This is a genomic window from Alicyclobacillus sacchari, assembly GCF_004366795.1.
In the GTDB taxonomy this organism is placed as follows: Bacteria; Bacillota; Bacilli; order Alicyclobacillales; family Alicyclobacillaceae; genus Alicyclobacillus; species Alicyclobacillus sacchari.
In genome coordinates this window covers 92,501-115,514 of sequence record NZ_SORF01000007.1, presented here as the reverse complement: position 1 = coordinate 115,514, position 23,014 = coordinate 92,501, and the positions used below count along the sequence as shown (strand labels likewise).

At 56.1% G+C, this 23,014-nt stretch carries 24 protein-coding genes and 1 pseudogene; 2 read left to right on the top strand and 23 right to left on the bottom strand.

Features of this window, described 5'->3' with window-relative positions; all coding sequences use genetic code 11:
- Positions 1 to 52: 52 nt before the first annotated feature.
- From C7445_RS08760 to metG, 8 genes are all read right to left on the bottom strand, one after another.
- Positions 53 to 652: a TetR/AcrR family transcriptional regulator gene (locus tag C7445_RS08760; protein ID WP_243835079.1), complete on the bottom strand. Its 600-nt coding sequence runs from the start codon at positions 650 to 652 to the stop codon at positions 53 to 55.
- On the bottom strand, positions 649 to 2,274 hold the full coding sequence (locus tag C7445_RS08755) for a long-chain-fatty-acid--CoA ligase (RefSeq protein WP_134159681.1): 1,626 nt from the start codon (positions 2,272 to 2,274) through the stop codon (positions 649 to 651). The genes C7445_RS08760 and C7445_RS08755 overlap by 4 nt, the downstream gene beginning before the upstream one ends.
- A 43-nt stretch (positions 2,275 to 2,317) precedes the next feature.
- Positions 2,318 to 3,097: an SDR family oxidoreductase gene (locus C7445_RS08750; RefSeq protein ID WP_134159680.1), complete on the bottom strand. Its 780-nt coding sequence runs from the start codon at positions 3,095 to 3,097 to the stop codon at positions 2,318 to 2,320.
- Positions 3,098 to 3,112: 15 nt separating this feature from the next.
- Positions 3,113 to 4,339: an acyl-CoA dehydrogenase family protein gene (locus C7445_RS08745; RefSeq protein ID WP_134159679.1), complete on the bottom strand. Its 1,227-nt coding sequence runs from the start codon at positions 4,337 to 4,339 to the stop codon at positions 3,113 to 3,115.
- A gap of 255 nt (positions 4,340 to 4,594) precedes the next feature.
- Positions 4,595 to 5,455: a 16S rRNA (adenine(1518)-N(6)/adenine(1519)-N(6))-dimethyltransferase RsmA gene (gene rsmA / locus C7445_RS08740; RefSeq protein WP_134159678.1), complete on the bottom strand. Its 861-nt coding sequence runs from the start codon at positions 5,453 to 5,455 to the stop codon at positions 4,595 to 4,597.
- Positions 5,455 to 6,021 carry a ribonuclease M5 gene (rnmV, locus tag C7445_RS08735; protein ID WP_134159677.1) on the bottom strand — a complete coding sequence of 189 codons (567 nt, stop codon included), beginning with the start codon at positions 6,019 to 6,021 and terminating at the stop codon, positions 5,455 to 5,457. The genes rsmA and rnmV overlap by 1 nt, the downstream gene beginning before the upstream one ends.
- Complete coding sequence (locus C7445_RS08730; RefSeq protein ID WP_134159676.1) at positions 6,022 to 6,801, bottom strand: TatD family hydrolase; 780 nt, start codon at positions 6,799 to 6,801, stop codon at positions 6,022 to 6,024. It lies immediately after the preceding gene.
- Complete coding sequence (gene metG / locus C7445_RS08725) at positions 6,798 to 8,786, bottom strand: methionine--tRNA ligase (protein ID WP_134159734.1); 1,989 nt, start codon at positions 8,784 to 8,786, stop codon at positions 6,798 to 6,800. The genes C7445_RS08730 and metG overlap by 4 nt, the downstream gene beginning before the upstream one ends.
- 640 nt (positions 8,787 to 9,426) lie before the next feature.
- On the opposite strand from metG, the gene C7445_RS08720 reads away from it, so the two are divergent.
- Entirely contained in the window at positions 9,427 to 9,669 is a 243-nt protein-coding gene (locus tag C7445_RS08720; protein ID WP_040288444.1) for an AbrB/MazE/SpoVT family DNA-binding domain-containing protein, read from the top strand.
- A 78-nt stretch (positions 9,670 to 9,747) separates the two neighbouring features.
- Here the strand turns inward: C7445_RS08720 and rsmI are convergent, their stop codons facing one another.
- From rsmI to ytaF, 9 genes and pseudogenes are all read right to left on the bottom strand, one after another.
- On the bottom strand, positions 9,748 to 10,674 hold the full coding sequence (rsmI, locus tag C7445_RS08715; protein ID WP_243835078.1) for a 16S rRNA (cytidine(1402)-2'-O)-methyltransferase: 927 nt from the start codon (positions 10,672 to 10,674) through the stop codon (positions 9,748 to 9,750).
- Positions 10,675 to 10,753: 79 nt separating this feature from the next.
- Positions 10,754 to 11,062 (bottom strand): initiation-control protein YabA, encoded by a 309-nt coding sequence (locus C7445_RS08710; RefSeq protein WP_134159675.1) that lies wholly within the window; start codon positions 11,060 to 11,062, stop codon positions 10,754 to 10,756.
- A 40-nt stretch (positions 11,063 to 11,102) separates the two neighbouring features.
- Positions 11,103 to 11,741 (bottom strand): annotated as a pseudogene (locus C7445_RS08705) (PSP1 domain-containing protein); the annotation flags it as partial.
- Entirely contained in the window at positions 11,741 to 12,670 is a 930-nt protein-coding gene (locus C7445_RS08700) for a DNA polymerase III subunit (protein WP_243835077.1), read from the bottom strand. The pseudogene C7445_RS08705 and the gene C7445_RS08700, both read right to left, overlap by 1 nt.
- Positions 12,671 to 12,705: 35 nt before the next feature.
- Positions 12,706 to 13,035 carry a cyclic-di-AMP receptor gene (locus C7445_RS08695; protein WP_134159673.1) on the bottom strand — a complete coding sequence of 110 codons (330 nt, stop codon included), beginning with the start codon at positions 13,033 to 13,035 and terminating at the stop codon, positions 12,706 to 12,708.
- 13 nt (positions 13,036 to 13,048) lie between these two features.
- Positions 13,049 to 13,699: a dTMP kinase gene (tmk, locus tag C7445_RS08690; protein WP_134159672.1), complete on the bottom strand. Its 651-nt coding sequence runs from the start codon at positions 13,697 to 13,699 to the stop codon at positions 13,049 to 13,051.
- Positions 13,692 to 15,113: an aminotransferase class I/II-fold pyridoxal phosphate-dependent enzyme gene (locus C7445_RS08685; protein ID WP_243835076.1), complete on the bottom strand. Its 1,422-nt coding sequence runs from the start codon at positions 15,111 to 15,113 to the stop codon at positions 13,692 to 13,694. The genes tmk and C7445_RS08685 overlap by 8 nt, the downstream gene beginning before the upstream one ends.
- Before the next feature lie 424 nt (positions 15,114 to 15,537).
- Complete coding sequence (locus C7445_RS08680) at positions 15,538 to 15,723, bottom strand: sigma factor G inhibitor Gin (RefSeq protein WP_243835088.1); 186 nt, start codon at positions 15,721 to 15,723, stop codon at positions 15,538 to 15,540.
- Positions 15,724 to 15,827: 104 nt separating this feature from the next.
- Complete coding sequence (gene ytaF, locus C7445_RS08675) at positions 15,828 to 16,436, bottom strand: sporulation membrane protein YtaF (RefSeq protein WP_134159670.1); 609 nt, start codon at positions 16,434 to 16,436, stop codon at positions 15,828 to 15,830.
- Between the two features lie 127 nt (positions 16,437 to 16,563).
- Between ytaF and C7445_RS08670 the strand changes: the two genes are divergently transcribed.
- Positions 16,564 to 18,252, top strand: coding sequence for a putative polysaccharide biosynthesis protein (locus C7445_RS08670; RefSeq protein WP_134159669.1), 1,689 nt, complete (start codon positions 16,564 to 16,566; stop codon positions 18,250 to 18,252).
- Here C7445_RS08670 and C7445_RS08665 read toward each other — a convergent pair.
- The 6 genes from C7445_RS08665 to C7445_RS08640 all read right to left on the bottom strand — a co-directional run bounded on the left by C7445_RS08665 (position 18,235) and on the right by C7445_RS08640 (position 22,900).
- A complete protein-coding gene (locus tag C7445_RS08665) occupies positions 18,235 to 18,510 on the bottom strand; it encodes a pro-sigmaK processing inhibitor BofA family protein (RefSeq protein ID WP_134159668.1) in 276 nt (91 codons plus the stop codon). The genes C7445_RS08670 and C7445_RS08665 overlap by 18 nt on opposite strands.
- A gap of 49 nt (positions 18,511 to 18,559) precedes the next feature.
- Positions 18,560 to 18,931 carry a YaaL family protein gene (locus C7445_RS08660; RefSeq protein ID WP_243835075.1) on the bottom strand — a complete coding sequence of 124 codons (372 nt, stop codon included), beginning with the start codon at positions 18,929 to 18,931 and terminating at the stop codon, positions 18,560 to 18,562.
- A 160-nt stretch (positions 18,932 to 19,091) separates the two neighbouring features.
- Positions 19,092 to 19,691 (bottom strand): recombination mediator RecR, encoded by a 600-nt coding sequence (gene recR, locus C7445_RS08655; RefSeq protein ID WP_134159667.1) that lies wholly within the window; start codon positions 19,689 to 19,691, stop codon positions 19,092 to 19,094.
- 1 nt (position 19,692) lies between these two features.
- Positions 19,693 to 20,004, bottom strand: a complete 312-nt coding sequence (locus tag C7445_RS08650) for a YbaB/EbfC family nucleoid-associated protein (protein ID WP_134159666.1) — start codon at positions 20,002 to 20,004, stop codon at positions 19,693 to 19,695.
- Positions 20,001 to 21,740 (bottom strand): DNA polymerase III subunit gamma/tau, encoded by a 1,740-nt coding sequence (dnaX, locus tag C7445_RS08645; RefSeq protein WP_134159665.1) that lies wholly within the window; start codon positions 21,738 to 21,740, stop codon positions 20,001 to 20,003. The genes C7445_RS08650 and dnaX overlap by 4 nt, the downstream gene beginning before the upstream one ends.
- Positions 21,741 to 21,796: 56 nt before the next feature.
- Positions 21,797 to 22,900 carry a two-component system sensor histidine kinase NtrB gene (locus tag C7445_RS08640; protein WP_243835074.1) on the bottom strand — a complete coding sequence of 368 codons (1,104 nt, stop codon included), beginning with the start codon at positions 22,898 to 22,900 and terminating at the stop codon, positions 21,797 to 21,799.
- Positions 22,901 to 23,014: the final 114 nt, after the last annotated feature.

The following is a 23,014-nucleotide window of genomic DNA, read 5'->3' as shown; positions in this document are numbered from 1 at the left end:
CCATTCCTGCAAGACACCGAGTTCATAACAGCATCGAGGATCTCCACAATCTTCATCGATCTCGCGGATCTGGTTCGATACCTTCCAACAGTATGGTTGCGAACGCATCCGCAACTTCTCGATCCGATAATTCGCCATCGGGATGAAACCATTGGTAACTCCAATTGGCAATGCCAAGCAGTGCAAACGCTGCAAGCTTGGGATTGATTTCGGATCGAAAAGCGCCTGCCTCCACTCCAGCACGCACCAACTGCTCAATGTTCAGGCGAAATTGGTTGCGCAAGGGCACGATTTTGGCTTTTCGCCCGTCGTTGAGGTGGCGCATCTCGCGGAAGAACACACGCCCGCGGGCACCGCGTTTCTCGATGTCGCGAATGAGCATATAGATGACGGCACGTACCTTTTCCCGGTAGGTCAAATTGTCGTCTTCCAAAATTCCCTTTTGCTCCTCGAGCAGTGTCACGATGTACTGCTCGTGGATATCCATGAGCAGCGTTTCTTTGCTGTCGAAGTAGTAATAAAACGTTCCCTTTGTGACACCCAGTTCATTGCAGATATCCTGGACGGACGTCTCTGTGAACCCCCGCTGCTCAAAGAGAGCAAGGCTTGCCTCCGCGATAAGTGTTTTCATGCCTGGTTTCTCTTCGTTCATGCACCGTCCACTTTCACTGTAGATTCTTCGCGCAGCGCACGCCGCAACAGCTTGCCGACGCTGCTCTTGGGAAGCTCATTGCGGAACTCAATCAGCTTCGGCACCTTATAAGCCGACAACCCGGCTTTGCAGTGCGCGATGATTTCGTCTTCCGTCACCTGGGCACCTGCCCTTCGCACAATGAACGCCTTTACCGTTTCTCCGCGGTACGCATCCGGAACACCGACGACAATGGCCTCCTGAACTGCTGGATGTTCGTAGAGAACCTCCTCGACCTCGCGCGGATAGATATTGTAACCACTTGCGATAATCATGTCCTTTTTGCGATCCACAATCGATACGTAACCGTCTTCGTCGACGGTCGCAATATCGCCAGTGTACAGCCATCCGTCACGCAGTGCTCGCGCAGTCTCCTCGGGCATGTTCCAATACCCCTTCATCACCTGCGGGCCACGTATGACCAATTCGCCGAGTTGACCAACGGGCACTTCCGTCACCCCATCTTCGAGATCGACGATTTTGTATTCGGTGGACGGATACGGCAGTCCAATTGTCCCCGGCTTGCGCGGCGCAAATGTCGAGTTGCAATGAGTCACCGGTGAAGCCTCCGACAGACCAAAGCCTTCGTACACGACGCTGCCCGTTTTCGCTTCAAATTCACGCATCAGCTCGACTGGCATCGGGGCGCCGCCACTGTTGCAAACGCGAATGCTGCGCAATCCATAGTCTTCGATATTCGGCAAGTGCAAGAGCGCAGTGTACATTGTCGGTACCCCGGGAAACATCGTCGGCTGCTCCGCCTTGATGATCTGCGCCACCTCTACCGGATCGAAACGCGGTATAAGAAGTAGGCGTGCACCATTGTAAATGGAGACGTTCATACAAACGGTCATGCCAAAGACGTGGAACAGCGGGAGGACGGTTAGACACGTGTCGTGGCCAGGGTTATAGCTGTCGCGAAAGAAATAATAGCATTGCAAGGTGTTTGCGACGAGGTTGCGGTGCGTGAGCATGGCTCCCTTTGAAAGACCTGTTGTGCCACCGGTATATTGGAGCACAGCGACATCCTCTGCCGGATGTATCGCAACTTCGTTTAAAGCCCTAGCCAAACCGCTTTGTATCACGTTCGCAAACGGAATCGCGCCGGGCGGTGTGCTATCTTGCGCCTGCAACGACACACTGATTGTGTGTTCCAAATCGGTTTGGCCCTGCACGCCCTGTACGCGGGGTACCAGCGCATCAAGCGTCACAATGACCTTTGCCCCAGAGTCGGCAAGAATGTGCTGAAGTTCACGGGGCATCGACATGGGGTTCATCTGCGCGACAATGGCACCGGCCGACAGAATTCCGTAATACGCAATCACGTATTGCGGACAATTCGGCAACATGATGGCAACGCGGTCTCCCTTGCCGACACCCATGCCTTGGAGACCCGCGGCAAATGCGTCCACCGCCTGCCGTAACTCACCGTAGGTCATCTGTTGACCGTAAAACCAAGTGGCAACGCAATCTCGATAGGTCTCCACCGATTGTAACAATACATCGCGCATCGAAATCTCCGGTACATCAATGCTCGTAGGAATGTGAGCGGGGTAATGCTGAAACCCATACCCTTGTAACATCACGCAACCTCCTTCACAATGGCGCGGCGACGCGAGCCGCAAGTCAGTGGTGGGCCGAAACGCCGCCGTCGATCGTCAGTACGGCTCCCGTCATGTAATCGGATGCGGCAGAAGCCAGAAACACAGCGGCCCCCTTTAAGTCAGAGTCGCCTCCGAAGCGCCCCAACGGCGTCTGTGCCAGGAGCGCCTCACCAGCTTGGGCGAGAACGCCCCTCGACATCTTGGTCGGAAAAAAGCCCGGCGCGATAGCATTGACTGTGACTCCGTGTCGTCCCCATTTGACTGCGAGATCTTTGGTGAATGTCAAAATGGCACCTTTGCTCGTGTTGTAGCCAATAGCATCCATGAGCCGGGGATCGACACCGCCAAAACCGGCGGTCGAAGCAATATTGATGATTTTCCCGCCGCCTTGCTGAATCATGACGCGCCCGACCGCCTGACTCATCAGGAATGTGCCTGTGACATTGGTGTCGATAACCTTTCGCCATGCTTCAAGTGGCATGTCAACAGCCGGAGCTCCCCAAGTCGCCCCACTGTTATTCACCAAGATGTCGATCCGGCCAAACTCCGCCATGGCCCGATCGACGACCCGCGCCACGTCGTCCGGTTGCACAATATCACACGACATGGCGACAGCCTTGACGCCGGTCGCAGCGGTGATACGATCCGCCACCTCGGCGCAAGCCTCCACCTTGCGCGAACACAAAAGCAGATCTGCGCCCGCTTCCGCGAGCGCCTCGGCCAACTGTTCGCCAAGTCCACGCCCACCCCCTGTGACAATCGCTACCTTCCCATGAAGGTCAAATAAGTCCCGAATATGCATGGAGTTCCCCCTCGCTTATGGCGCCTCGCGATATTTCCGCAATTCGTCGCGCGCAATTTGCATACGGTGCACTTCATCTGGGCCGTCCGCAATGCGCAGAGTGCGGGCGTTCGCCCAGAACGCGGCAAGCGGATAATCGTCGCTCACCCCGGCTGCGCCATGGGCTTGAATTGCGCGGTCGATCACGCGAAGCGCAATGGTTGGCGCAACAGCCTTGATCATCGCGATTTCGGTGCGAGCTGCCCGGTTGCCCACCGTGTCCATCAGGTATGCAGCCTTGAGCGTCAACAGCCGCGCTTGCTCTATGTCGATACGCGACTGGGCAATCCAGTCCTGAATGACCCCTTGGCTGGCAAGGGGATGGCCAAATGCCAAGCGCGATTGTACGCGCTTACAAAGGAGTTCCAGCGCTCGTTCCGCCGCGCCCAAGAGACGCATACAGTGATGGATGCGACCAGGCCCCAAACGCCCCTGCGCGATCGCGAACCCTTTTCCTTCGCCCCAGATGATATGGCTCGCTGGCACGCGCACGTTGTCAAACGCGATTTCGCCATGTCCATGTGGAGCGTGATCGTACCCGAAGACGGAGAGCATCCGTGTCACTCGCACACCTGGCGTGTCAAGGGGCACGAGAATCATGGATTGCTGCTCGTGGCGCGGTGCTTCCGGGTTTGTGCGCCCCATGACGATGGCGACTTTGCAACGCGGATCGCCAGCCCCGGTTGACCACCATTTGCGTCCGTTGACGATATATTCGTCACCATCGCGAACAATGCTCGCCCTGATGTTCGTGGCGTCGCTCGAAGCGACATCGGGCTCAGTCATCGCGAAACAAGAGCGAATGTCGCCAGCGAGCAACGGATGAAGCCATTTCTCTTTCTGCTCATCCGATCCGTAACGAGCGAGAACCTCGATGTTCCCAGTATCAGGTGCATTGCAATTGAAAATTTCAGGAGCGATGATAGATCTGCCCATCGTTTCACAAAGCGGCGCATACTCGAGGTTTGTCAGCCCCGCCCCATATTCACTGTCTGGAAGAAACAGATTCCATAGTCCTTGCTCTTTCGCCTTCGCCTTCAGCTCTTCCACGATAGGCGGAATACTCGACCAGCGCCTGGATTCGTCGGTAAGCGCTTTCAGTTGAGCGGCGTAAACAGCCTCGTTCGGATACACGTACGTCTCCATAAACTCCGTGAGCCTTTCCTGTAACCGAACAACCTTTTCTGAATAGGAGAAGTCCATGAGTCCCTCCTGTGTACTGACTGGTTGGTATGTTACAGGACTATTATAACGCAATGGTACCTGTTCAGGCTACGTCTGAGTGGCTTTTTTTGCGCTGCTTATGACCACTGCCGCCGTGCAAGGCACTTGGATCTGGCCACAAACGTCTGACTCCCTTGGCGGATGCAGGTAGACGCAAAGAGCTGCAGCAACATCAGGATGTTTTTGATCGTCGATGTTGCTGCAGAAACCGGTGAAATGAAATGGCACTTCACCCTAGGTCCCCATCTGCTCTGCCAAGCGTACAAAATCCGCGATAGATAAGGCTTCCGCGCGTACAGAGGGGTTGAGGCCTGCTCTTCGAATCAAATCGGCAGATTCCGACTTTGGCACGCCAAGGCCGCTCGCCAGCGCGTTTTCGAGTGTTTTTCGACGCGTGGAAAATGCCGCGCGTACGACCTGAAAGAACTTCTCCTCATCGGTTGCTCGGTCATCTGGGCGTCGCTCACAGTCGATGAGCACGACAGCCGACTCAACTCCTGGCTGAGGAAGAAAAGCGCTTGGCGGCACAACAAACAAGCGTTTCACGGCACCCCGATACTGCACGCCGACAGACAGAACGCCGTAGTCCTTTCCTCCCGGCTCAGCCACCATCCTGTCCGCTACCTCGCGCTGTACCATGACGACGGCACGGCGGAGCGGCAACTTGGATTCGAGCACGGCAAAGAGAATCGGCGTCGTGACGTAGTACGGCAGGTTGGCGGCAAAAACGAAATCGTCAACCGGTTGCAAAAAGGGAGACACCAGAGCCTCAATATCGACCTTCAAACAGTCGGCAAAGACGAGTTCTACATTCTCACGGCCAGCCAGCACGCCACCGAGCACCGGCCGCAATGTCTCGTCTTTCTCGATGGCGATGACTTGCCGCGCCCGATTCGCCAATTGTATTGTGAGTGCCCCAAGCCCAGGCCCCACCTCGAGTGCCACCGTGCGATCATCGGCGTTGACAGCGTCGACGATGCCCTCCAGCACCCGTGCATCGATCAGAAAGTTCTGCCCGAATTGCTTCTTTGCGATCACGCCGTACTGCCGCAGAAGCTCTTTCGTCGCCCGCGGCCCAAAATCGCCCCCAGCCATTAATCCGTCAACCTTTCCACCGCTCGTTCGAATTCGTCGCGCGTGACACCATAGGCGTTGAGCTTGTGCAAAAATGCCTTCCCGTTGCCGTAACCAATGCCCAGTGCATCGCCAACGCGCTGCCTTCGTAGCGCCGCTTGCGGGTGGCCTGTCAAGCCGTGCCGCAACAAATCATCGTACGTGAAGGCGTCCGATGTACCCATGCACGGTGCCACATCCGTCGACCTTGCCGCCAACAATGCCCGTCCTACATCTTCGGCTCGGGCGTGTTCAACGCCGAGCCCTCCGTCGGCAATGGCCTTCCCGCGCGGCAGATAAGCATGTTTGCATCCAGGTGCCAGGCTGTCGATGCGGCGCCTGATCCGCTCGCCAGCTCCATCTGGATCTGTGAGCAAAATTGCGCCTCGTACCGCGATCGCGCGGCGCAAAAGTGCGAGCACCCGTTTGCTCAACCTGTCCCCACCCAGGACAATGACATCTGCTTCAACAGCCTCATCGACACGCTGCTTATCGTGGATGCCCTCGACCACGACCACTTCCGACAGTTTCGGCCGTTCCCAAGTCATCTATGGCTTCACCTTCCAGAACAGCCGATGAGCGTTCTCCCGGGTCTGCTCGGCGCACGCTTGCACCGACTCGCCGCGTGCATAGGCGACCGTATCGGCGACCAACTTCACACGTGCGGGCTCGTTACGCTTGCCGCGAAACGGGTGTGGCGACAAATACGGACTGTCCGTTTCGATAAGCAGCCTGTCAGACGGCACCTTGGCCGCAAGTGCACGGAGGTCATCCGACTTCTTAAATGTGACAGGCCCCGCAAACGAAATGTACATACCGAGCTCCAGACACCGCCGGAGCGCCTCTTCGCGTTCGTTGAAACAGTGCATCACGCCGCCGACGCTCGTCCCGACCTGAGTTTTCGCAAGCAACGCGATGACGTCTTCCGTCGACTCCCGGTTGTGCACGATAATGGGCAACCCCACTCGCTTTGCGAGCTCGATCTGCCGCTCCATGACCTCCTGCTGGACAGACCGCGGTGCGCTATCCCAGTAGTAGTCGAGGCCAATCTCGCCAATCGCGACGACCTTTTCATGCCCGGCCAGGCGCTCCATTTCGTCATAGTCCTCGATCCTCGCGCTCGCGGCAGACTCTGGATGAATGCCGACCGCCGCATACACGCCTTCATGCGCCTCGGCAATGTGAATGGCTGCACGGGCCGTGGCGAGATCGACCGCCGGAATGACCATGCGATCGACCCCCTCCGCACGAGCACGGGCGATCACGCTGTCGAGATCGTCGCCAAACTGCCCATCCATCAAGTGGCAGTGCGTATCAAACAACCTCACTTGACAATCGCTCCGTTTGGCATGGATTCGGGTACGGAGACGATGGAGAGCTTGTCGCCCTCTGAGGCACAGAGAATCATGCCCTGTGATTCGACACCACGCAGCTTCGCAGGCTTCAGGTTGGATACGACAACGACCTTTTTACCGACGAGCTCCTCCGGCTGATAGTATTTCGCGATACCAGAGACAATCTGCCGCTTCTCGGCGCCGAGATCGATGTCGAATTGGAGGAGTTTGTCTGCTCCCTCCACTTTTTTTGCGGTCAAAACTTGGCCTACGCGAAGTTCGACCTGATCGAACGCGTCGATGCCGATTTGCGGCTTGCCACTTGGTGCAGCCTTTGCTGCTTTCTGCTGTTCTGCCTTCGCCGTCGTATTCTGGTTGGTCGTCATTTCAGTCAACGCTTCAATCTCCTTCTCTACATCAAGTCGCGGAAAAAGTGGTGCCACTTCGGCAACCTGCTTGCCAGCACCGCCCATGCCGATGACAGCGGCCGTCCAAGCGAATTCGTCCGCCGTCCAACCAAACTGCTGCCGGATGGCCTGTGGTGCGTCCGTCATAAACGGCTGTACCAGAATGGTCGAGACGCGAATGGCTTCGACCATGTGATACAGCACCGTCTGCAGGCGCTCCTTGTGTCCCTCTTTGTAAAGGCGCCACGGCTGACAGTCGTCGATGTACTTATTCGCGGCTCGCACAAGATTCCAAATCTCTGTCAGCGCAAGTGAAAACTGCATCTTGTCCATGTGTTCTTCGACTTTCGCCCGTGTCGACTCGGCCAATTCGGCCAAAGCCTCATCCTGTTCCGCGCGTGCGCCTGGCTCCGGCACGATCCCGTCCGTGAACCGCCCCAGCATCGCTGCCGTGCGATGCACTAGGTTGCCGAAGTCGTTGGCGAGATCGTAATTGAGCCGCTCGACCATCGCTTCCGGCGTGAAGACGCCGTCTTGGCCAAACGGGATCTCGCGCAACAAGAAATAGCGAAACGCGTCACGACCATAGCGATCAATCAAGCGCAGCGGATCAATCACATTGCCCTTCGATTTACTCATCTTTCCGCCCTTGGCCAAGAAGAAGCCGTGACCGAACACTTTCTTCGGCAGCGGCAACCCCAATGCCATGAGAATGATGGGCCAGTAAATCGTGTGGAAGCGGACGATGTCCTTACCTACGACGTGGACATCGGCCGGCCAGTACTTCTCAAACTTCGCCCGCTCCTCCACCTTGTCGGAGCCATAGCCAATGGCGGTGATATAGTTTGTCAGGGCATCGAGCCAAACGTAAACAACATGCTTCGGATCGCTCTTGACATGAACGCCCCAATCGAACGAGGTGCGTGACACGCACAGATCCTGCAACCCTGGCTCGATGAAGTTCTTCAGCATCTCGGTCTTGCGGCCAATGGGTTCAATAAACTCTGGATTCTCGTCGTAGTATTGCACCAATTTGTCCACATACTTGCTCATCCGGAAGAAATACGACGCTTCGCGAACATATTGCACTTCGCGGCCGCATTCTGGGCATTTGCCGTCCTTCAGCTCCCGCTCGGTCCAGAACGACTCGTCGGGTGTACAGTACCATCCTTCGTACTCAGACAGGTAAATGTCGCCCTGCTTCAGCAGGCGTTCAAAAATGTCGGCGACCACCTTGGTATGCCGATCCTCTGTCGTCCGAATGAAGTCGTCATATGAGATGTCGAGTTTCTTCCACAGCGACTGAATCCAGTCGATGATGGGATCGAGGAACTGTTTTGGTGGCAGTCCGGCCTGTGCAGCCCGCGTCTGGATCTTCTGACCATGCTCATCTGTGCCAGTCAAGAAGTATACGTCATAACCACGCAGCCGCTTGTAGCGCGCCATCGCGTCCGCCGCGACAGTGGTGTAGGCGTGGCCAATGTGCAGCTTGTCATTCGGATAATAAATCGGTGTCGTGATGTAAAACGTCGGTTTTGCCAACTCTTCTTCCCCCTTTGCATACTGGACCATCGCGATTTCATAAACACCGCGAAAAAGCCTCGTCCCCAGATTGGGACGAGGCTCGGCTCGTGGTACCACCCAACTTCGCCCGCAAACTCCATTCGAGTTTACAGGCCTTGTTGCGGACGCTCGGCAAAGCGCCCTGTTCGCTAACGGGAACGACCGCGCCCGGCTTAGCCCAACTGTGAGCCTCACCGAGCGATTCTCCAGAACCATACTCCCCAACCGCTCGTTACCGGCTTCCACCATCCCGGCTCGCTGTCAACCGCACTTTTGGGTACCATTCTTTCACCGAATCACAATGTGTAGTTGTGACTTGATTTGCCAATCATCATACGCGATCCGTCTGGCGATCGCAACTTGCCTGTAACTGCCCGGCACACGTTTTCCCGCTGGCGCGTGGATTGTAGGCGGAAGCGTGGCGTGTGTCGTGAAATGTGCAGAAAACTTTCATCCTGCAAGCACACGGAAATCTGAATCATCCGAACAGCTACCTTCAGAAATGTAAGGTCTTGCAAAAACCCTGATATCCAGTATAGTAAGACTATAGAAGTATTTGCATGGCGTGATAGTGATGGTATACGGTCACTGCCAAGCTGTGCGATATTTCAAAAAGACAAACATATTTTGATTGAACGGGGATGGTACAGTGAAGTCTACAGGTATCGTGCGCAAGGTTGACGAGTTGGGTCGTGTCGTGATTCCTATCGAGCTGCGCCGTACGCTCGGCATTGGCGAAAAAGATGCTCTTGAAATCTATGTCGATGGGGATCGCATCATTTTGAAGAAGTATGAACCAGCTTGTATCTTCTGCGGACAAGCGGACGAGATTATCCACTTCAAGGGCAAGAACATCTGCCCGTCCTGCATCTCTGAAATGCAACACGCGTAATGTGAGACGAGGATAGCCCAAGGCCGACGCAGGCAACGTCCTGCTGCGGCCTTTTTCGCGCCATTGACGTTCTGATATTCAGCTTTGCTCCTGTGCCAAAGTGGCATTGTAGAGTTCTCGGCGTTTCACGCCAAACCGCTCGCTCGCCTCGGCCACCGCTTGTTTGTGGGACATCCCCTGTTCCATGGCATGCCGGACTTCTTCGAGCGCACGCTGCCAGGCACATTCTGTCTCCTCTTCACGAACGCGCTCTGCGTCCTCGGCGGTCAGCCGATTGTCAATTAACACGACGTACTCGCCGCGCGGGTGTTCGGCAGCCACTCGTTCGCATAATGCCGACAGCGTTCCCCGCGCAAACGACTCATGTAGCTTGGTCAATTCTTTCGCCAGAACCGCTGGCTTGTCGCCGAGAGTATCACGTAAAAACGCGAGCGTCGCCTCGAGGCGATGCGGTGCCTCGTAGAGCACGAGCGTCGCTGGTGCACTGCGAAACGGTTCCAGCCAAAGCAAACGCTCAGACTGCGATCGCGGTGGAAATCCCAGGTAGACAAACGGTGTCATGGTGAGTCCACTGCCCACCAAGCCCGCAAGCACGGCGCTCGGTCCAGGAATGGGGACAACTGGCACCTCCATCGCGATGGCCGTCTCGACCACGACCGCACCAGGATCAGAAACCAGCGGTGTACCAGCGTCGGATACGAGCGCGATGCGCCTCCCTGCGGCAAACTGTTCGCGCAGCCAAGCCTGGCTTGCCCTCTCGTTATGCTGATGATAGCTGCGCAGTCGATCCGCAGGTATCTTAAAGCGGCTGAATAACTTACGGGTTTGACGCGTGTCTTCGCACAGCACAAGATCCACCTCGCGCAACACCTCGAGAAGCCGCAAGCTGACATCTGAAAGGTTGCCGATTGGGGTGCTACACACGTATAAACATGCTGACGGCGATACGGTACTTTCCAACACCACCATGCTCACCTGCCGAAAAAGGGTCTGCCGCCAAGCCACAATCCATCTTCCAAGACGGACGGCTTTACACCGACAGACCCCTGGTTTTCTATCGCAAAGGCACAGCCCGCCTGCAATTTCAGGCGCGATCGATGAACGAAAGGCAAAACAGACATTCTCCCTCTGTGCGCAAGCTCCCATACTTGACGTTGCAGATGTGGAATCCTTCTCGATAAATACGGCGCAAATTCTCCTGCGCAGAACTGGACTCCGGGTTGACCACCTTACCCAGCGACTCAGCCTGGTAATGCTCATTCTCCCGTTGCAATCGCTGGTTTTCCTCGATGAGTTCCTGGATCTTGTGCTTGAGCGATCCCAATTCCTCGTACAACTCGCCAATCCGCTCTTCCAAATTCGCAACTTGTACGAACAAAGATTGCTTGTCCATGTGCGGACACCAACCTCTTTTACGCCATCGCGTCTTGGTCTTGGTACGAATCGTTCTCAAATTTCAAACAACACATCAAACGGCCGCACAAACCCGAAATTTTGGACGGGTTAAGCGATAAACTTTGATCCTTGGCCATCCGAATGGATACGGGGTCAAATTCCCCCATCCACGTCGAACAACACAGCAGACGGCCACACGGCCCAATGCCGCCAAGGATTTTCGCCTCGTCACGGACACCAATTTGCCGAAGCTCGATGCGAACGCGGAATACGCTCGCCAAATCCTTCACGAGTTCGCGAAAATCGACGCGCCCATCCGCCGTAAAGTAAAAAATCAGCTTGTTTCGATCAAATGTATATTCAGCGTCGACCAACTTCATTTGCAGCCGATGTTTCGCGACTTTTTCGCGAAACGTCACCATGGCTTGTCGTGCACGTACACGGTTTTCCTCAACGGTCATCTCGTCTTCCGGCGTTGCCAAGCGCATCACTTGTTTCAACGGCAACACGACCGAATCCTCAGTCACCTGGCGATGATCGACGACCACACGGCCATATTCAATTCCGCGCGCTGTTTCGACAATGACGCGCGAATCCTTGTGAATCGGGAGATCGCCGGGGTCAAAATAATAAATTTTCCCGGCTGGCTTAAAGCGAACGCCGACAATGTCGTACATTAGGATGAAACCTCCCGCAAACGGATGCACATCTGCTCGAAGTTCAACAGAGCTGCGACGTGTGACTGCAACCGGAGACGGCTGTCCAGCACAATCTCTATCGCTTCGGCCCACTGATGAATCTCGAGGATGGGAGCGATGCGCAAAATGGCCTGTTCCCAGTCCCGAAACCGCCCACACGGCATTTTCGCCCGGGCATTCAGGACTTCGCGCAACCACTCTGCGAGTAGCAACAGGCTGTCCTCTGCGGGTATTTGTTCAGATAACGACTGCCACGCTGCCGCCAGCGTCCATGCTGGCGCGCGTTCGACGAGCCACATCTCCGTCCATTTTATCACTTGATCGACGAAGCCATCAAACGAAGGATCTTCCGTCGTATTCAGCAGGCGGCGAAGCTGTTCTGCTGCCCCCGGATCGGTGGCGGTGTAGGGATCTGCTGGAGCGAGATCATACGCAAATGCACGCGAACGAATGGTCGATAGCACGTTATGGCGATTCTTGGCCGTCATAATGGCATATACATTAGGCTCTGGCTCTTCCAGCGTCTTTAACATGCGATTGGCCGCTACGCCGGTCATGTGATCCACGCCGTGAAGTACATAGACCTTGCATCCGCCGTGTGCCTTCGTCCCTAGCCAGTCCTGTACCATCTCGACGTCGGCCGTCTTTAACCCTTCAGTACCTGCCTCAAGAAAGTCGGGATGCACCCCCGCCGCCATTTGCACGCAGGCACGACACGTCCCACAAGGTGTGTCGGCAGGCCGTTCACACAGCAAATAGCGCGCAACCATCATAGCCGCTCGCGCCGTATCCGTCGGCGTGCCGACAAGTAGCACCGCATGTAACAGGCTCTTGCCTCGCAATGATGTGATCAGCGGCTGCGGCAGACCGATGAGTGATCCATTCGCCATGTCCTCCGCTGCAGCCACATGCATTCCTCCGTCCAACTTTCTTTGGCGGTCCGTCAAAACTGGTCAAACTGCTCGATGTCAAGAACAAATACCGTCGCACCACCAACCTGGACATTGACCGGGTAGGGAATGTACGACTCCATGCTGGCGCCCATCGGCGACATCGGGGCCACGACCTGTTCCCGCGCCTTACAGGACTGCTGAATAATGCTCTTGACGCGATCCACCATGTGATCCTCGATACCAATCAAGAACGTGGTGTTGCCCGCGTGAAGGAATCCGCCTGTCGAAGCCAGTTTGGTCGCCCTGATATTTTCTTTTACCAAGTTTTGTGCCAACTTTGCACTGTCCTTGTCCTGTACGACTGCGATCATCAACTTCATGGGGGTCACCCGCCTATTCCAAGTCGTTGTTGATGTGATTCCATACGATCCGCCGGATTTCCTGCTGAATCGTTTCGACATCGCGACGCGCGTCGATCCGCTGGATACGCCGAGGTTCCGTGGTCTGCAGTACACGAAAGGCGTTTGCGACGCGATCGAAAAAATCCCTGCCACGTTGCTCAATCCGATCCAGTCTTCCCGCCCCGCGCCTTGCCAAGAGGCGTTCACTTGCCTGCGCCCAGTCGATATCAAACCACAAGGTTAAGTCGGGCATCAGATTTCCCAGCGCAAACGTGTTCACCTCACGCACAGCCTGTTCGCCAATCCGAAGCCCAGCCCCTTGGTATGCGACCGAGGCATCGACGAACCGATCACACAGCACAACGGCCCCATCCTCTATCGCCGGCCGAATGATTTGGTCAACTAGTTGCGCTCGCGAAGCCGCGTACAAGAGTACCTCGGTCCGTGCCGTCATCTCAGTATGTTCGGGGTTGAGCAGCACTGCCCGGACCGCGTCGCCGATGCGCGTCCCTCCAGGCTCGCGCGTGCAGACGACCCGCCGTCCCTGTTCCTCCAGCCACCCGGCCAGCCGCTCAATCTGCGTCGTCTTGCCAGCCCCGTCGATGCCCTCGAACGTGATGAATCTCCCTCGTCTGTCAGTCATCGCACACCTCAATCTGATCCTCCAGTTCGAGGCCAATCAGCGTCTGTCCTGTCGCCCGCAAACGCATAAGGATGGCGACCGCATCCCCACTCAAGGTCTGCCCCGGCCAAAGCGCCGGAACGCCCGGTGGATAGGGCGCGATCGCGCGCTTGAGCACGCGACCTGCCGCCTGTGCAAGTGGCACCATCCGACCCGTCGTCTCGTCAACCTGGCGCGGGCACAGCGCATGCTCGCTCGTACCGAGTTCGTACAAGGCCTCGAGACTATCCGTATGACGACGCACCATCGGCCATGCTTCAGATTCCTGCCAATTGCGCAAGACGGCAAAGAACTTGGCCAATTCGCGCTCGTGTTGACCAAAGCCGAAAATGGCGAGGGCCCCCGCCGCATCAGCGTATTCGAGAAACATCCCATGTCTAGTCAGCCCATCCGCCAACCGCTGGCTGGCCGCAAAATCGCCCGTAGGTATCCAAACGCGCATCGGATCCCGATTTGGCTCGAGTTCCCGGAACTTTGCAAGTGTCGCTAGCGTGGCCTCCACCGTATCGCGTCCGGAAGTCAACCAGGCCTGAGCCGCGTCGAGCGAGGCAAGCAACAGATAGGACGGACTGGTGGTTTGCAAGAAGCTGAGCGCATCGCGAACCGCGCGACACCGTGCCGCATCACCTGTCACATGTACCCATGCCGCCTGTGTCAAACAGGGCAACGTCTTGTGTGGACTCTGAATGACGATATCTGCTCCCTGCGAAACGCTATGCGGTGGAAGCATCGGGTGAAGTCCAAAGTGAGCCCCGTGCGCTTCATCTACAACAAGCGGTACACCTGCGTCGTGACAAGCGGCAGCAAGGCCCGCGACGTCTGCGACAAAGCCTTGGTATGTCGGCGATGTGACCACGACACAGGCGACATGGGAATGCTTCTTTAGGGCCGTGTACAGCGCATCTGGATGCGGGCACTCAAAAGCCTGCAAGTCCGATCGCCAAGGAGATGGCAGCCACACCGGTTCTGCGTCCGCATGCACAAGGCCGCGCCAAACACTGACATGACAGGGGCCCAGCAGGATAACCCGCCTCCGCTTCGGCGTCACACACGCTCGAATCGCGGCCATCATACATGCTGTCGCGCCGTTGACGCTAAAGTAAGTGGCGTCAGCGCCATAATGGGTCGCGGTCAACCGCTCGGACTCGAGAATGCAGCCCTCTGCCGCATGCAGGTTGTCCAATCCGGGTAGTTCCGTCAGATCGATGCGCAATGCTTGGCCAAGCCAGGGGGACAAACCGTCGTAAAACAGGCGACCACTGTGATGACCCGGTACATGCAGCGACGTCCGTTCGACCTTAGCATGCCTCTCCAACGCATCGAGAATTGGAGTATGACCCAGGCGACCGCCGTACCCCCAAATGTGATCCAGCAACGCACTCGTTCTCCTCTCCACGATCAGCGCAGGCCTTGCACGCTCCTGTACGAATGATGGAGCCACCGCTCTTCCAGAACCCACGCCATGAATCAACGCCTTTTTTTCCACTCATACCGCACGAGCGCCACAAAGGTGACGACGCTTGCCAAAGCATAGACGACGCCCCATAACGGCCAAATGACTTTCGTCACGCCGAATCTCTCCTTCTTAACGCAGAAAACATCTGCCCATATAGTAGCATATGAAGAAAAGCGACATCGTCCGAAGCGATGCATGGCAAGTTACAAGGGTACACCATATATGTATCAAAGCGCATGCCCACCATATTTACGCGAAAAACGCACCTCGAAGCGGCGAGATTCGTTTTCTCCACCGTTTTCCGACGTGCGCCCTCCATGATTATGTTTGGAAATCTCGCATGCTATAACGACAACGCAGACAACCAAATACGTTTCATTCCCTCGACATAGTGCGCATACGCCTCGTCCTCGACGTTGGAATGGACAATCGCGCGCTCACAATCAAGACAGATTAATTGGCCACAAACGTGTATGCCATACAACTTTGATTTGTGACAGATGATGCATTCCGCCAGCGGCGGCTGCATACTTTCCACTGGATCCATCATCATACATCACCTTCTTCGCTCTATACCGACAACACGGTGAATGTCCCTTGTTCTAGTTTGTCTCAATTTGCTCTTGCCCATACCTACCACACCTGGTGGATGCCAATCAGAATCAGCAAGACTCCCGCAATGTACGTCGCCTTATCACCCAAAGCCTGTGCTGCGTAACGGCGGCCGAGATAAGCGGCGAGACCCAGTAGGATAAAGGAAAACACCGTCACCGATGCGACCGTTGCCCAAATGCTCAAATGCGTCACGCCTGCGTCAAAACCACCTGCAAATGCATTCAACGCAAGCGCAACACCAAGGATCGACGCTTCTGTCAAACTGATCGATTGCGAATTGTCGAAGTCAGCCGCAGCAGGATCGTCCAGAATCCGCCCAATCACGCCGCTATTTCGGCGGCGCCGCTTGCGCCGCGAGCGGATGGGCTCTGTGATGACCCAAATACCCACCGCCATAATGACGACGGCGCCTAACCAGTTTGAAATCTGTGGGTGAACATAACGGCTCACGGTATTGCCCACCCAACCAGATAAAAGTGTCGCGACGCCGCTGATGGCCGCGATAAGCAGATTTGCGATTGTGGAAATTTGAATTCGCCGCACGCCGTATGCAATACCGACGCCCGCATTATCCAAGTTTGCCGCAATACCAAGCCCTAGTAGCGTCAATATCGTTGCGATTGTCACACGTCGCCACCCCCGGTCTTCTCAGACACCTTATGTGCATGGCCAGTCCTTGTTTCTGCACCGAATGGTGGCTTTCCGCGGTGATTTTCGGGCTGTGCTATAATCTCATCGAAATGGAGGTGGAGAGGTGAGTCGACCGGGAACGTCCAGCCTCGCCCGCGGAGCCTCTCTCTATGTGATTTGTGTCGCCCTCGCCAAAGTTTTAGGGCTTGTTTGGATCATTCCGGTAACTGCCATCATTGGTCAGACCGGAAACGGCATCTACGGAAATGCGTACGCCATTTACAATATCCTTCAGCAGTTGGCGACAGCCGGCTTTCCGCTGGCCATGGGGAAATTGATCAGTGAACGACGTGCCAACGGCGAACGGCCGGTTGTCGAACACATCTACCGCGTGACGATGAGATCGCTGTTGGTCTTTAGCATCTGCGCGTTTCTCATCATGTGGTTTGGCGCACCCATGTTCGCCCACGTCATTTCGCTCAAAAGCGGACAGGCGTCGATGGCGCAAAACGTGCCGTCCATTCGAGCCGTATCCTTGATGCTCCTCGTCGTGCCCGCAATGAGCGGTTTGCGAGGCTACTTGCAAGGCTTTCAGAAGCTGGAGGGCCCCGCGTACTCGCAGACTTTTGAACAACTCTTTCGCGTCATTGCGATGGTGGTCGGAGCCTATCTGGTTGTCGACGTCTGGCATCGCGATCGCGCCGTGGATGGGGCTGCGGCAGCCACGTTCGGTGGATTTGTGGGGGGCGTCGCAGGACTTCTGTTGCTCATTGGCTTTGCTTGGAAGTTGCGGCGCAAGGAACGCGCCTATGGATATGAGGACAGCCCGTTTCGCGACGGGCAAATTCTGCGCATGGTGTATCGACTGGCGCTGCCGGTCAGCCTTGGTGGCCTGGTCGTGCCAATCGCGAATCTCGTAGACTCTTGGACTGTTACCAACCTACTTCAGGCAACTGGGCAAAGTTATTTGCAAGCAGTGGCCAATTACGGCATTCTAACGCGGCAAGCTATGTATTTAGTCATGTTGCCGATGGCGTTCGCCTACGCCATCGGCGTCTCTGTGCTGCCCGCAGTATCGGCTGCCAGAGCCAAGCGCAGTCATCAAGAATTACAGGGCAGTATTGTGTTCACGCTGCGCAGTATGTTTCTCATGAGCTTCCCGACGTCTGCGGCATTGCTCGTGTTAAGCCGACCGATTAACGAGGCACTGTTCGGAACAACGGCGGGATCGGCCATTATCTCGACGGTGTCGTTTATGAGCATCTTTGCGAGCATGGAGCTCATATCCACGTACATCTTACAGGGTCTCGGCAAAATGTACCGGCCGGTACGCAACATGTTCATCGGCGTGGCCATCAAGACGGCCCTCAACTTTATACTCATCCTGGGTACACACTCGGTGATTGGCGCTGCACTCGCCACCACCATTGGCTATCTGTTCTCATCGCTGTTGAACATCGCGGCTGTCCGCAAATACAGCCAGGTATACTTTTCGGTGAGACGATTGATGAGCCCGTTTTTCCGGGCATCGCTCGTTGTCGCCGCAATCATGTTTGGGGTCAACCGGTTCATTCACTGGGCATATACGACCGTTTTGCCGACAGCGCCTTGGCGGCTTTGCGCCATTGTGCAGCTGCTCGTAGCAGGCGGCGTCGGCGCGCTCCTCTATCTCCTGCTCATTGTTCGATCCGGCGCTCTCGGCGACGATGAACTGCGGAGCGTTCCTGGCGTTGGTCGCTACCTGGCCCGATTTGGTCGGCGCTTTCGGAAACCCCGCCGCAGCGGCACCATTCGCTCACGCAAATATCCATAATTTCATCGCAACCAACGCAGCCACACCAGGTACACCGAGAATACCTGCGGTCAAAGCTGTGACAGGGTTAAATGGAACGTGGAAGTGCAGGTAGCTGCCAATCCAATCGACGGCGAAGACAAACAAGCAACCAAGGGCGACGTTGCGAACGATACGCCACGCCGCCCTGCCCGGCTGCTGAAAGAATTGACTGACGATGAGCACCCCAAGTACAATAGCTCCACCCCAAAGCCATACCGATGAAATGTGCACTTGCATCACCTCCCCGCACCAGTGCAGGATCCCTTGGCGTCGTCCAAGCCATCCGCTAATCGATCCGCCATTCGTCCGACGTCCAGTCCCATTGCTGTCCGTCAAATGAGATCCCATGTTCCCGCGCAAGTCGAAACAAGTAGTTCAACTGGCGCTCGGCGGCCCCGATGCGGAACACAATGTGATCAATCAAGAGCGGATCAGAGACGTATTCAAATTGCCTGCGGGCAATTTCCAACTCGCGATGGCTCTTCAGGATTTCACGCAGAAATTTCTCAGGATTGATAGGATCAATATCGAGGTCGTGTCTGCTAAGGACGGCATCGTGATCGGCGTGCGGGGCGTGATTTGCTTTCGCTGCCACGGGCAACATGGGTGTCCTTGTCGCACCGTCCACGGCGACTGGTCTGGTTTCCGAGTGCGTCACGGTCCAGTCCCTCCCTTGTCCAAGTTAGTACATCATAGGCGGGAGAAACGGCGAATATGACTGGATGGTTATAAACATCTGGACGCCGGGAACGCAAAAAAGGCGGCCAGCGGCCGCCTGGATTCCGTTTGATACAGTTTGTCTTTTTGTACCCGATTGCTCACAAAGCTCGCCGGCCCTCGAGCGCCTTGGCGAGGGTGACCTCGTCCGCATACTCCAAATCGCCGCCAACTGGCAAGCCATGCGCAATACGCGTGATCTTGACATGAAACGGCTTGAGCAGGCGCGAGATATACATCGCCGTGGCCTCGCCCTCGACATTCGGGTTGGTCGCCAAAATGACCTCGTCGATGTCTCCTTCGCCCACGCGCACAACCAGCTCCTTGATGCGAATGTCCTGCGGACCGATGCCCTCCATCGGCGAGATGGCACCGTGCAGAACGTGATACGTGCCATTGTACTCGTGTGTCCTCTCCATGGCCATGACATCTTTCGGCTCTTGGACGACACAAATGACGAGCTTGTCCCGGCGCGGATCCTGACAGATGGAGCACGGGGACGACTCCGTGATGTTGCAGCATATGGCACACTCGGTGAGCTGGGTCTTCACGTCCTGCAGGGCCTTGGCGAATGCGAGCACGTCCGTCTCCTCCATAGTCATCACGTGAAATGCCAGCCTGGCTGCGGTCTTGGGGCCGATACCGGGAAGCTTCATGAACTGCTCAATGACCCTTGCCAGCGGTTCCGGGTAACCCCACATCTCAGAACAACCCCGGGATGTTCATTCCCTTGGTATACTTGCCCATCGTTTGTTCCGTGAGTTCGTTCACCTTCGTCGATGCATCCTGGAACGCCGCCATAATGAGGTCTTGCAACATGTCGACATCCTCCGGCGTCACCACGTCAGGGCTGATGGAAACGCCCGTAATCTCCTTATGCCCATTCATGGCGATTTTCACCGCACCGCCTCCCGCCGTGCCTTCGACAATCTGCTCACCCAAGGCCTCTTGCGCCTTGAGCAGCTCCTCTTGCATCTTTTTCGCTTGCCGCATCAATTGATTCATATTTTTCATTCCGTCGATCCCTCATCTTCCGTAGTCACTACTTTATCAGGTCCAAATAGCCGTACGGCCAGTTCGACCAAATTCGGCTCTTCGGCTGTGCCAGGTTCAGGGGGAGCCGCGTCCGTCAACGATGCCAGATACTCGTCCCAATCTGCCTTCAACAAGGCAAACAACTGCATATCCCGCTCTAAAATCACCTGAAACGCCGCTTCAATCGTCTGCCTATCCGCAGGCTTCATCACGGCTTCACGGTGGATCCGACTGAGAAACGACATGACAACGGCGCGTTCCGTCACAAATGCGACGTCGCCATGGGCCAGCCAAGCATGCGTCTGAATCCGATCCGCCTTGACCTTATGCAGTACGTCCGGCCAACGCTCGCGAACCATCGCCTCGACGTCGGGGCTGCGTTCGGCATACAGGCGTGCCAGCGTCTCCCGTTTCCGATCCGGCCCCGCTGCGCGCCTTGTGGCACGAGCCGTCTGTGTCTGCTGGCCCCGGTTGCGCGCCCCAGGCTGGAGTGACGTTTCGTTGACGGAAGCCATCTGCACCCCAGTGGTGGCCGTCTGCGCTGCAAACTGCGATGCCGTTGAACTCATCGGCGCTTGCGACGCCACTTGCGCAGAAGCTTGAACAGGCGTTTGCGGTGTCACCGCTGCCGCACTCGGCAAGACCATGCTCAGCAATGCAGCTTCAAGCGCAAGCCGAGGTTGGTCAAGATAGCGCAACTGCGTATAGAGTTCACCAAGCTTGTGCACAGCTCCAAGCAACCACTCGCTCGTCACGCGGTTGCTCTCGGTCACCGCTCGGTATGGCGCTGTCGGCTTCCCGCCCAGCGCATCGTCCGTCGGCGACAGCTTGACGATAAACAAATCGCGAAGGACTTGCAACAAGTCGTGAACAATGCGGGTCGCATCCTTCCCCGCTGCATACCAGGCGCCCAGGCGGCGCAGAGCATCAAGGTGCTGTTGTCCGGCAAGATCAGAAACCAACGCGAGAAGCCCTGCCGTATCGACCCCACCGACGACGTTCGCCACCACCTCGTCGTCGATCTCACCTTGGCCAAAGGCGGCTGCCTGTTCCAAGAGGCCAAGTGCATCGCGCAAACCGCCATCGGCGGCTTCGGCCAACTTCCACAGTGCACTGTCCTGTGCAGTCCAATCTTGATGGCAGACGACCTCCTGCAGCCGCTTCACGATGGCCTCTGTCGCGATGCGGTGAAAGTCGAACCGCTGACAGCGAGATATGATGGTATGGGGAAGCCGGTGCGGCTCTGTCGTTGCGAGCAAAAACAACACATGCGCCGGTGGCTCTTCCAGCGTTTTTAGCAACGCATTGAACGCCTCAGTCGTCAACATGTGGACTTCGTCGACAATGTACACTTTTTTCCGAACGCTTGTAGGCAGGTAGTGAACCTTGTCACGCAGTTCGCGAATTTCATCCACACCGCGGTTGGATGCCGCGTCGATTTCCTCGACATCGACATTGTTGCCACGAGTGATGGAGATACAAGCCGTACATTCGTTGCACGGCTCAACTCCGCGCGGCGCGAGACAGTTGACGGCCTTGGCAAACAATTTTGCCGCGCTTGTCTTACCCGTACCACGCGGCCCACAGAACAGATACGCGTGCGCGATCTTACCGCTTTGCAAGGCGTTCATCAACGTTTGCCGCACATGCGGCTGACCGATGAAATCCGCAAACGTTTGCGGCCTCCAGGTGCGATACAAAGCCTGGTACGACATGCGAGGCCCCCTCTCTGTTTTACACTACCACAGAAGGGAGCCCTTTTCACGGCCTGTCAGCAGCTGCGCCGTACGGCCAAATGATGTAACGATGACGCACGTTTAAGTGGCAACGACACGGTGAACGTGGTGCCAAACCCTTTTGATGACACCCGGATTTGCCCACCGTGATCGGCAACAATTCGCTGACATATGGCCAATCCCAGACCCGTTCCCTTTTCCTTGGTCGTGTAGAATACATCAAAAATGCGATCAAATAAATAATATGGAATCCCAGGACCCGTATCCGCAACTTCGATTTCGACTCTGCCATCGATCTCCCGGGCATCGATGCGCAGTTTCCCACCTTTATCCATCGCCTCAATGGCGTTCTTCACCAAATGTAAGAGCAACTGTCGGATCATGTTGCGATCCGCCTGTAAGGCAACGCCGTCCGCAATCCGACACTCCGCCTGAATCCCTGCGTCGTCAGCGACAGCCTCGGCCCACGGCAAAATTTCGCTAAACAGCCCTTGGAGATCAAAGGTCGACCATTCCATGTCCTGCGGTTTGGACAATAACAGCAGCTCTGTGACAAGCGCGTTGACGCGTTCAATTTCCCCCATCATCACCTGCACATAGCGGATTTCTTCATCCATCATCCCGCTGTTGAGACGCTGTTCAAGCAGCTGTAGAAAACCTTTGACCGTCGTTAACGGATTGCGGATTTCGTGTGCAATTCCGGCTGCAAGCCGACCTACGGTCGCGATCCGTTCCGCCCGCTGCGTGTTTTGATTCAGCAGCGCAAAATTCCCCATGTCTTTCATCACAATGTACATGCCGCCAGCACCGTCTTCGTCCTCATCGTGGAACGTATCGACCAGCACGTGGCGAACCAGACCGCCAACTTCCCACTTGAGGATGGCGTCTCGATACTCGTATTCATTTTCGACGACATGGACCATAAACTGGTATTCTTCTGAATTGACGTCAAACGCTTCAGACAGCGGAAATGCCTGGTTGGTACCACGAGGAACACCAAGGAGATCGCTCGCCATATCATTTTGAACTGACAGCTCCTGCCCTTTGGAGAGGTAGAAGATCCCCGCATTGAGCAATTGCGCGTCAAACGTATGCTTGGGGTGGCGACGGGCGTTGTGTGGTTTCCGCAGGGTTTTCACCAGAATCACCTGTCCTATGTGCAGTGTTGTCCTGGGATTATTCGCACGTGAAAGCGAGAATCCTGCACGCCCGACAAAACTTCCATTCGCTCGACAGAAGCCGACACTGAGCAC

What these genes read in the sequence shown, in the direction of transcription:
- C7445_RS08665 (WP_134159668.1), bottom strand. Translation starts at nt 18,510, where the DNA reads ATGCAAGTGCACATTTCATCGGTATGGCTTTGGGGTGGAGCTATTGTA.
- C7445_RS08650 (WP_134159666.1), bottom strand. Translation starts at nt 20,004, where the DNA reads ATGAAAAATATGAATCAATTGATGCGGCAAGCGAAAAAGATGCAAGAG.
- dnaX (WP_134159665.1), bottom strand. Translation starts at nt 21,740, where the DNA reads ATGTCGTACCAGGCTTTGTATCGCACCTGGAGGCCGCAAACGTTTGCG.
- recR (WP_134159667.1), bottom strand. Translation starts at nt 19,691, where the DNA reads ATGTGGGGTTACCCGGAACCGCTGGCAAGGGTCATTGAGCAGTTCATG.
- C7445_RS08755 (WP_134159681.1), bottom strand. Translation starts at nt 2,274, where the DNA reads ATGTTACAAGGGTATGGGTTTCAGCATTACCCCGCTCACATTCCTACG.
- C7445_RS08745 (WP_134159679.1), bottom strand. Translation starts at nt 4,339, where the DNA reads ATGGACTTCTCCTATTCAGAAAAGGTTGTTCGGTTACAGGAAAGGCTC.
- tmk (WP_134159672.1), bottom strand. Translation starts at nt 13,699, where the DNA reads ATGACTGACAGACGAGGGAGATTCATCACGTTCGAGGGCATCGACGGG.
- rsmA (WP_134159678.1), bottom strand. Translation starts at nt 5,455, where the DNA reads ATGGCTGGGGGCGATTTTGGGCCGCGGGCGACGAAAGAGCTTCTGCGG.
- C7445_RS08750 (WP_134159680.1), bottom strand. Translation starts at nt 3,097, where the DNA reads ATGCATATTCGGGACTTATTTGACCTTCATGGGAAGGTAGCGATTGTC.
- C7445_RS08680 (WP_243835088.1), bottom strand. Translation starts at nt 15,723, where the DNA reads ATGCAGCCGCCGCTGGCGGAATGCATCATCTGTCACAAATCAAAGTTG.
- rnmV (WP_134159677.1), bottom strand. Translation starts at nt 6,021, where the DNA reads ATGACTTGGGAACGGCCGAAACTGTCGGAAGTGGTCGTGGTCGAGGGC.
- C7445_RS08695 (WP_134159673.1), bottom strand. Translation starts at nt 13,035, where the DNA reads ATGAAGTTGATGATCGCAGTCGTACAGGACAAGGACAGTGCAAAGTTG.
- metG (WP_134159734.1), bottom strand. Translation starts at nt 8,786, where the DNA reads ATGGTCCAGTATGCAAAGGGGGAAGAAGAGTTGGCAAAACCGACGTTT.
- C7445_RS08710 (WP_134159675.1), bottom strand. Translation starts at nt 11,062, where the DNA reads ATGGACAAGCAATCTTTGTTCGTACAAGTTGCGAATTTGGAAGAGCGG.
- C7445_RS08760 (WP_243835079.1), bottom strand. Translation starts at nt 652, where the DNA reads ATGAACGAAGAGAAACCAGGCATGAAAACACTTATCGCGGAGGCAAGC.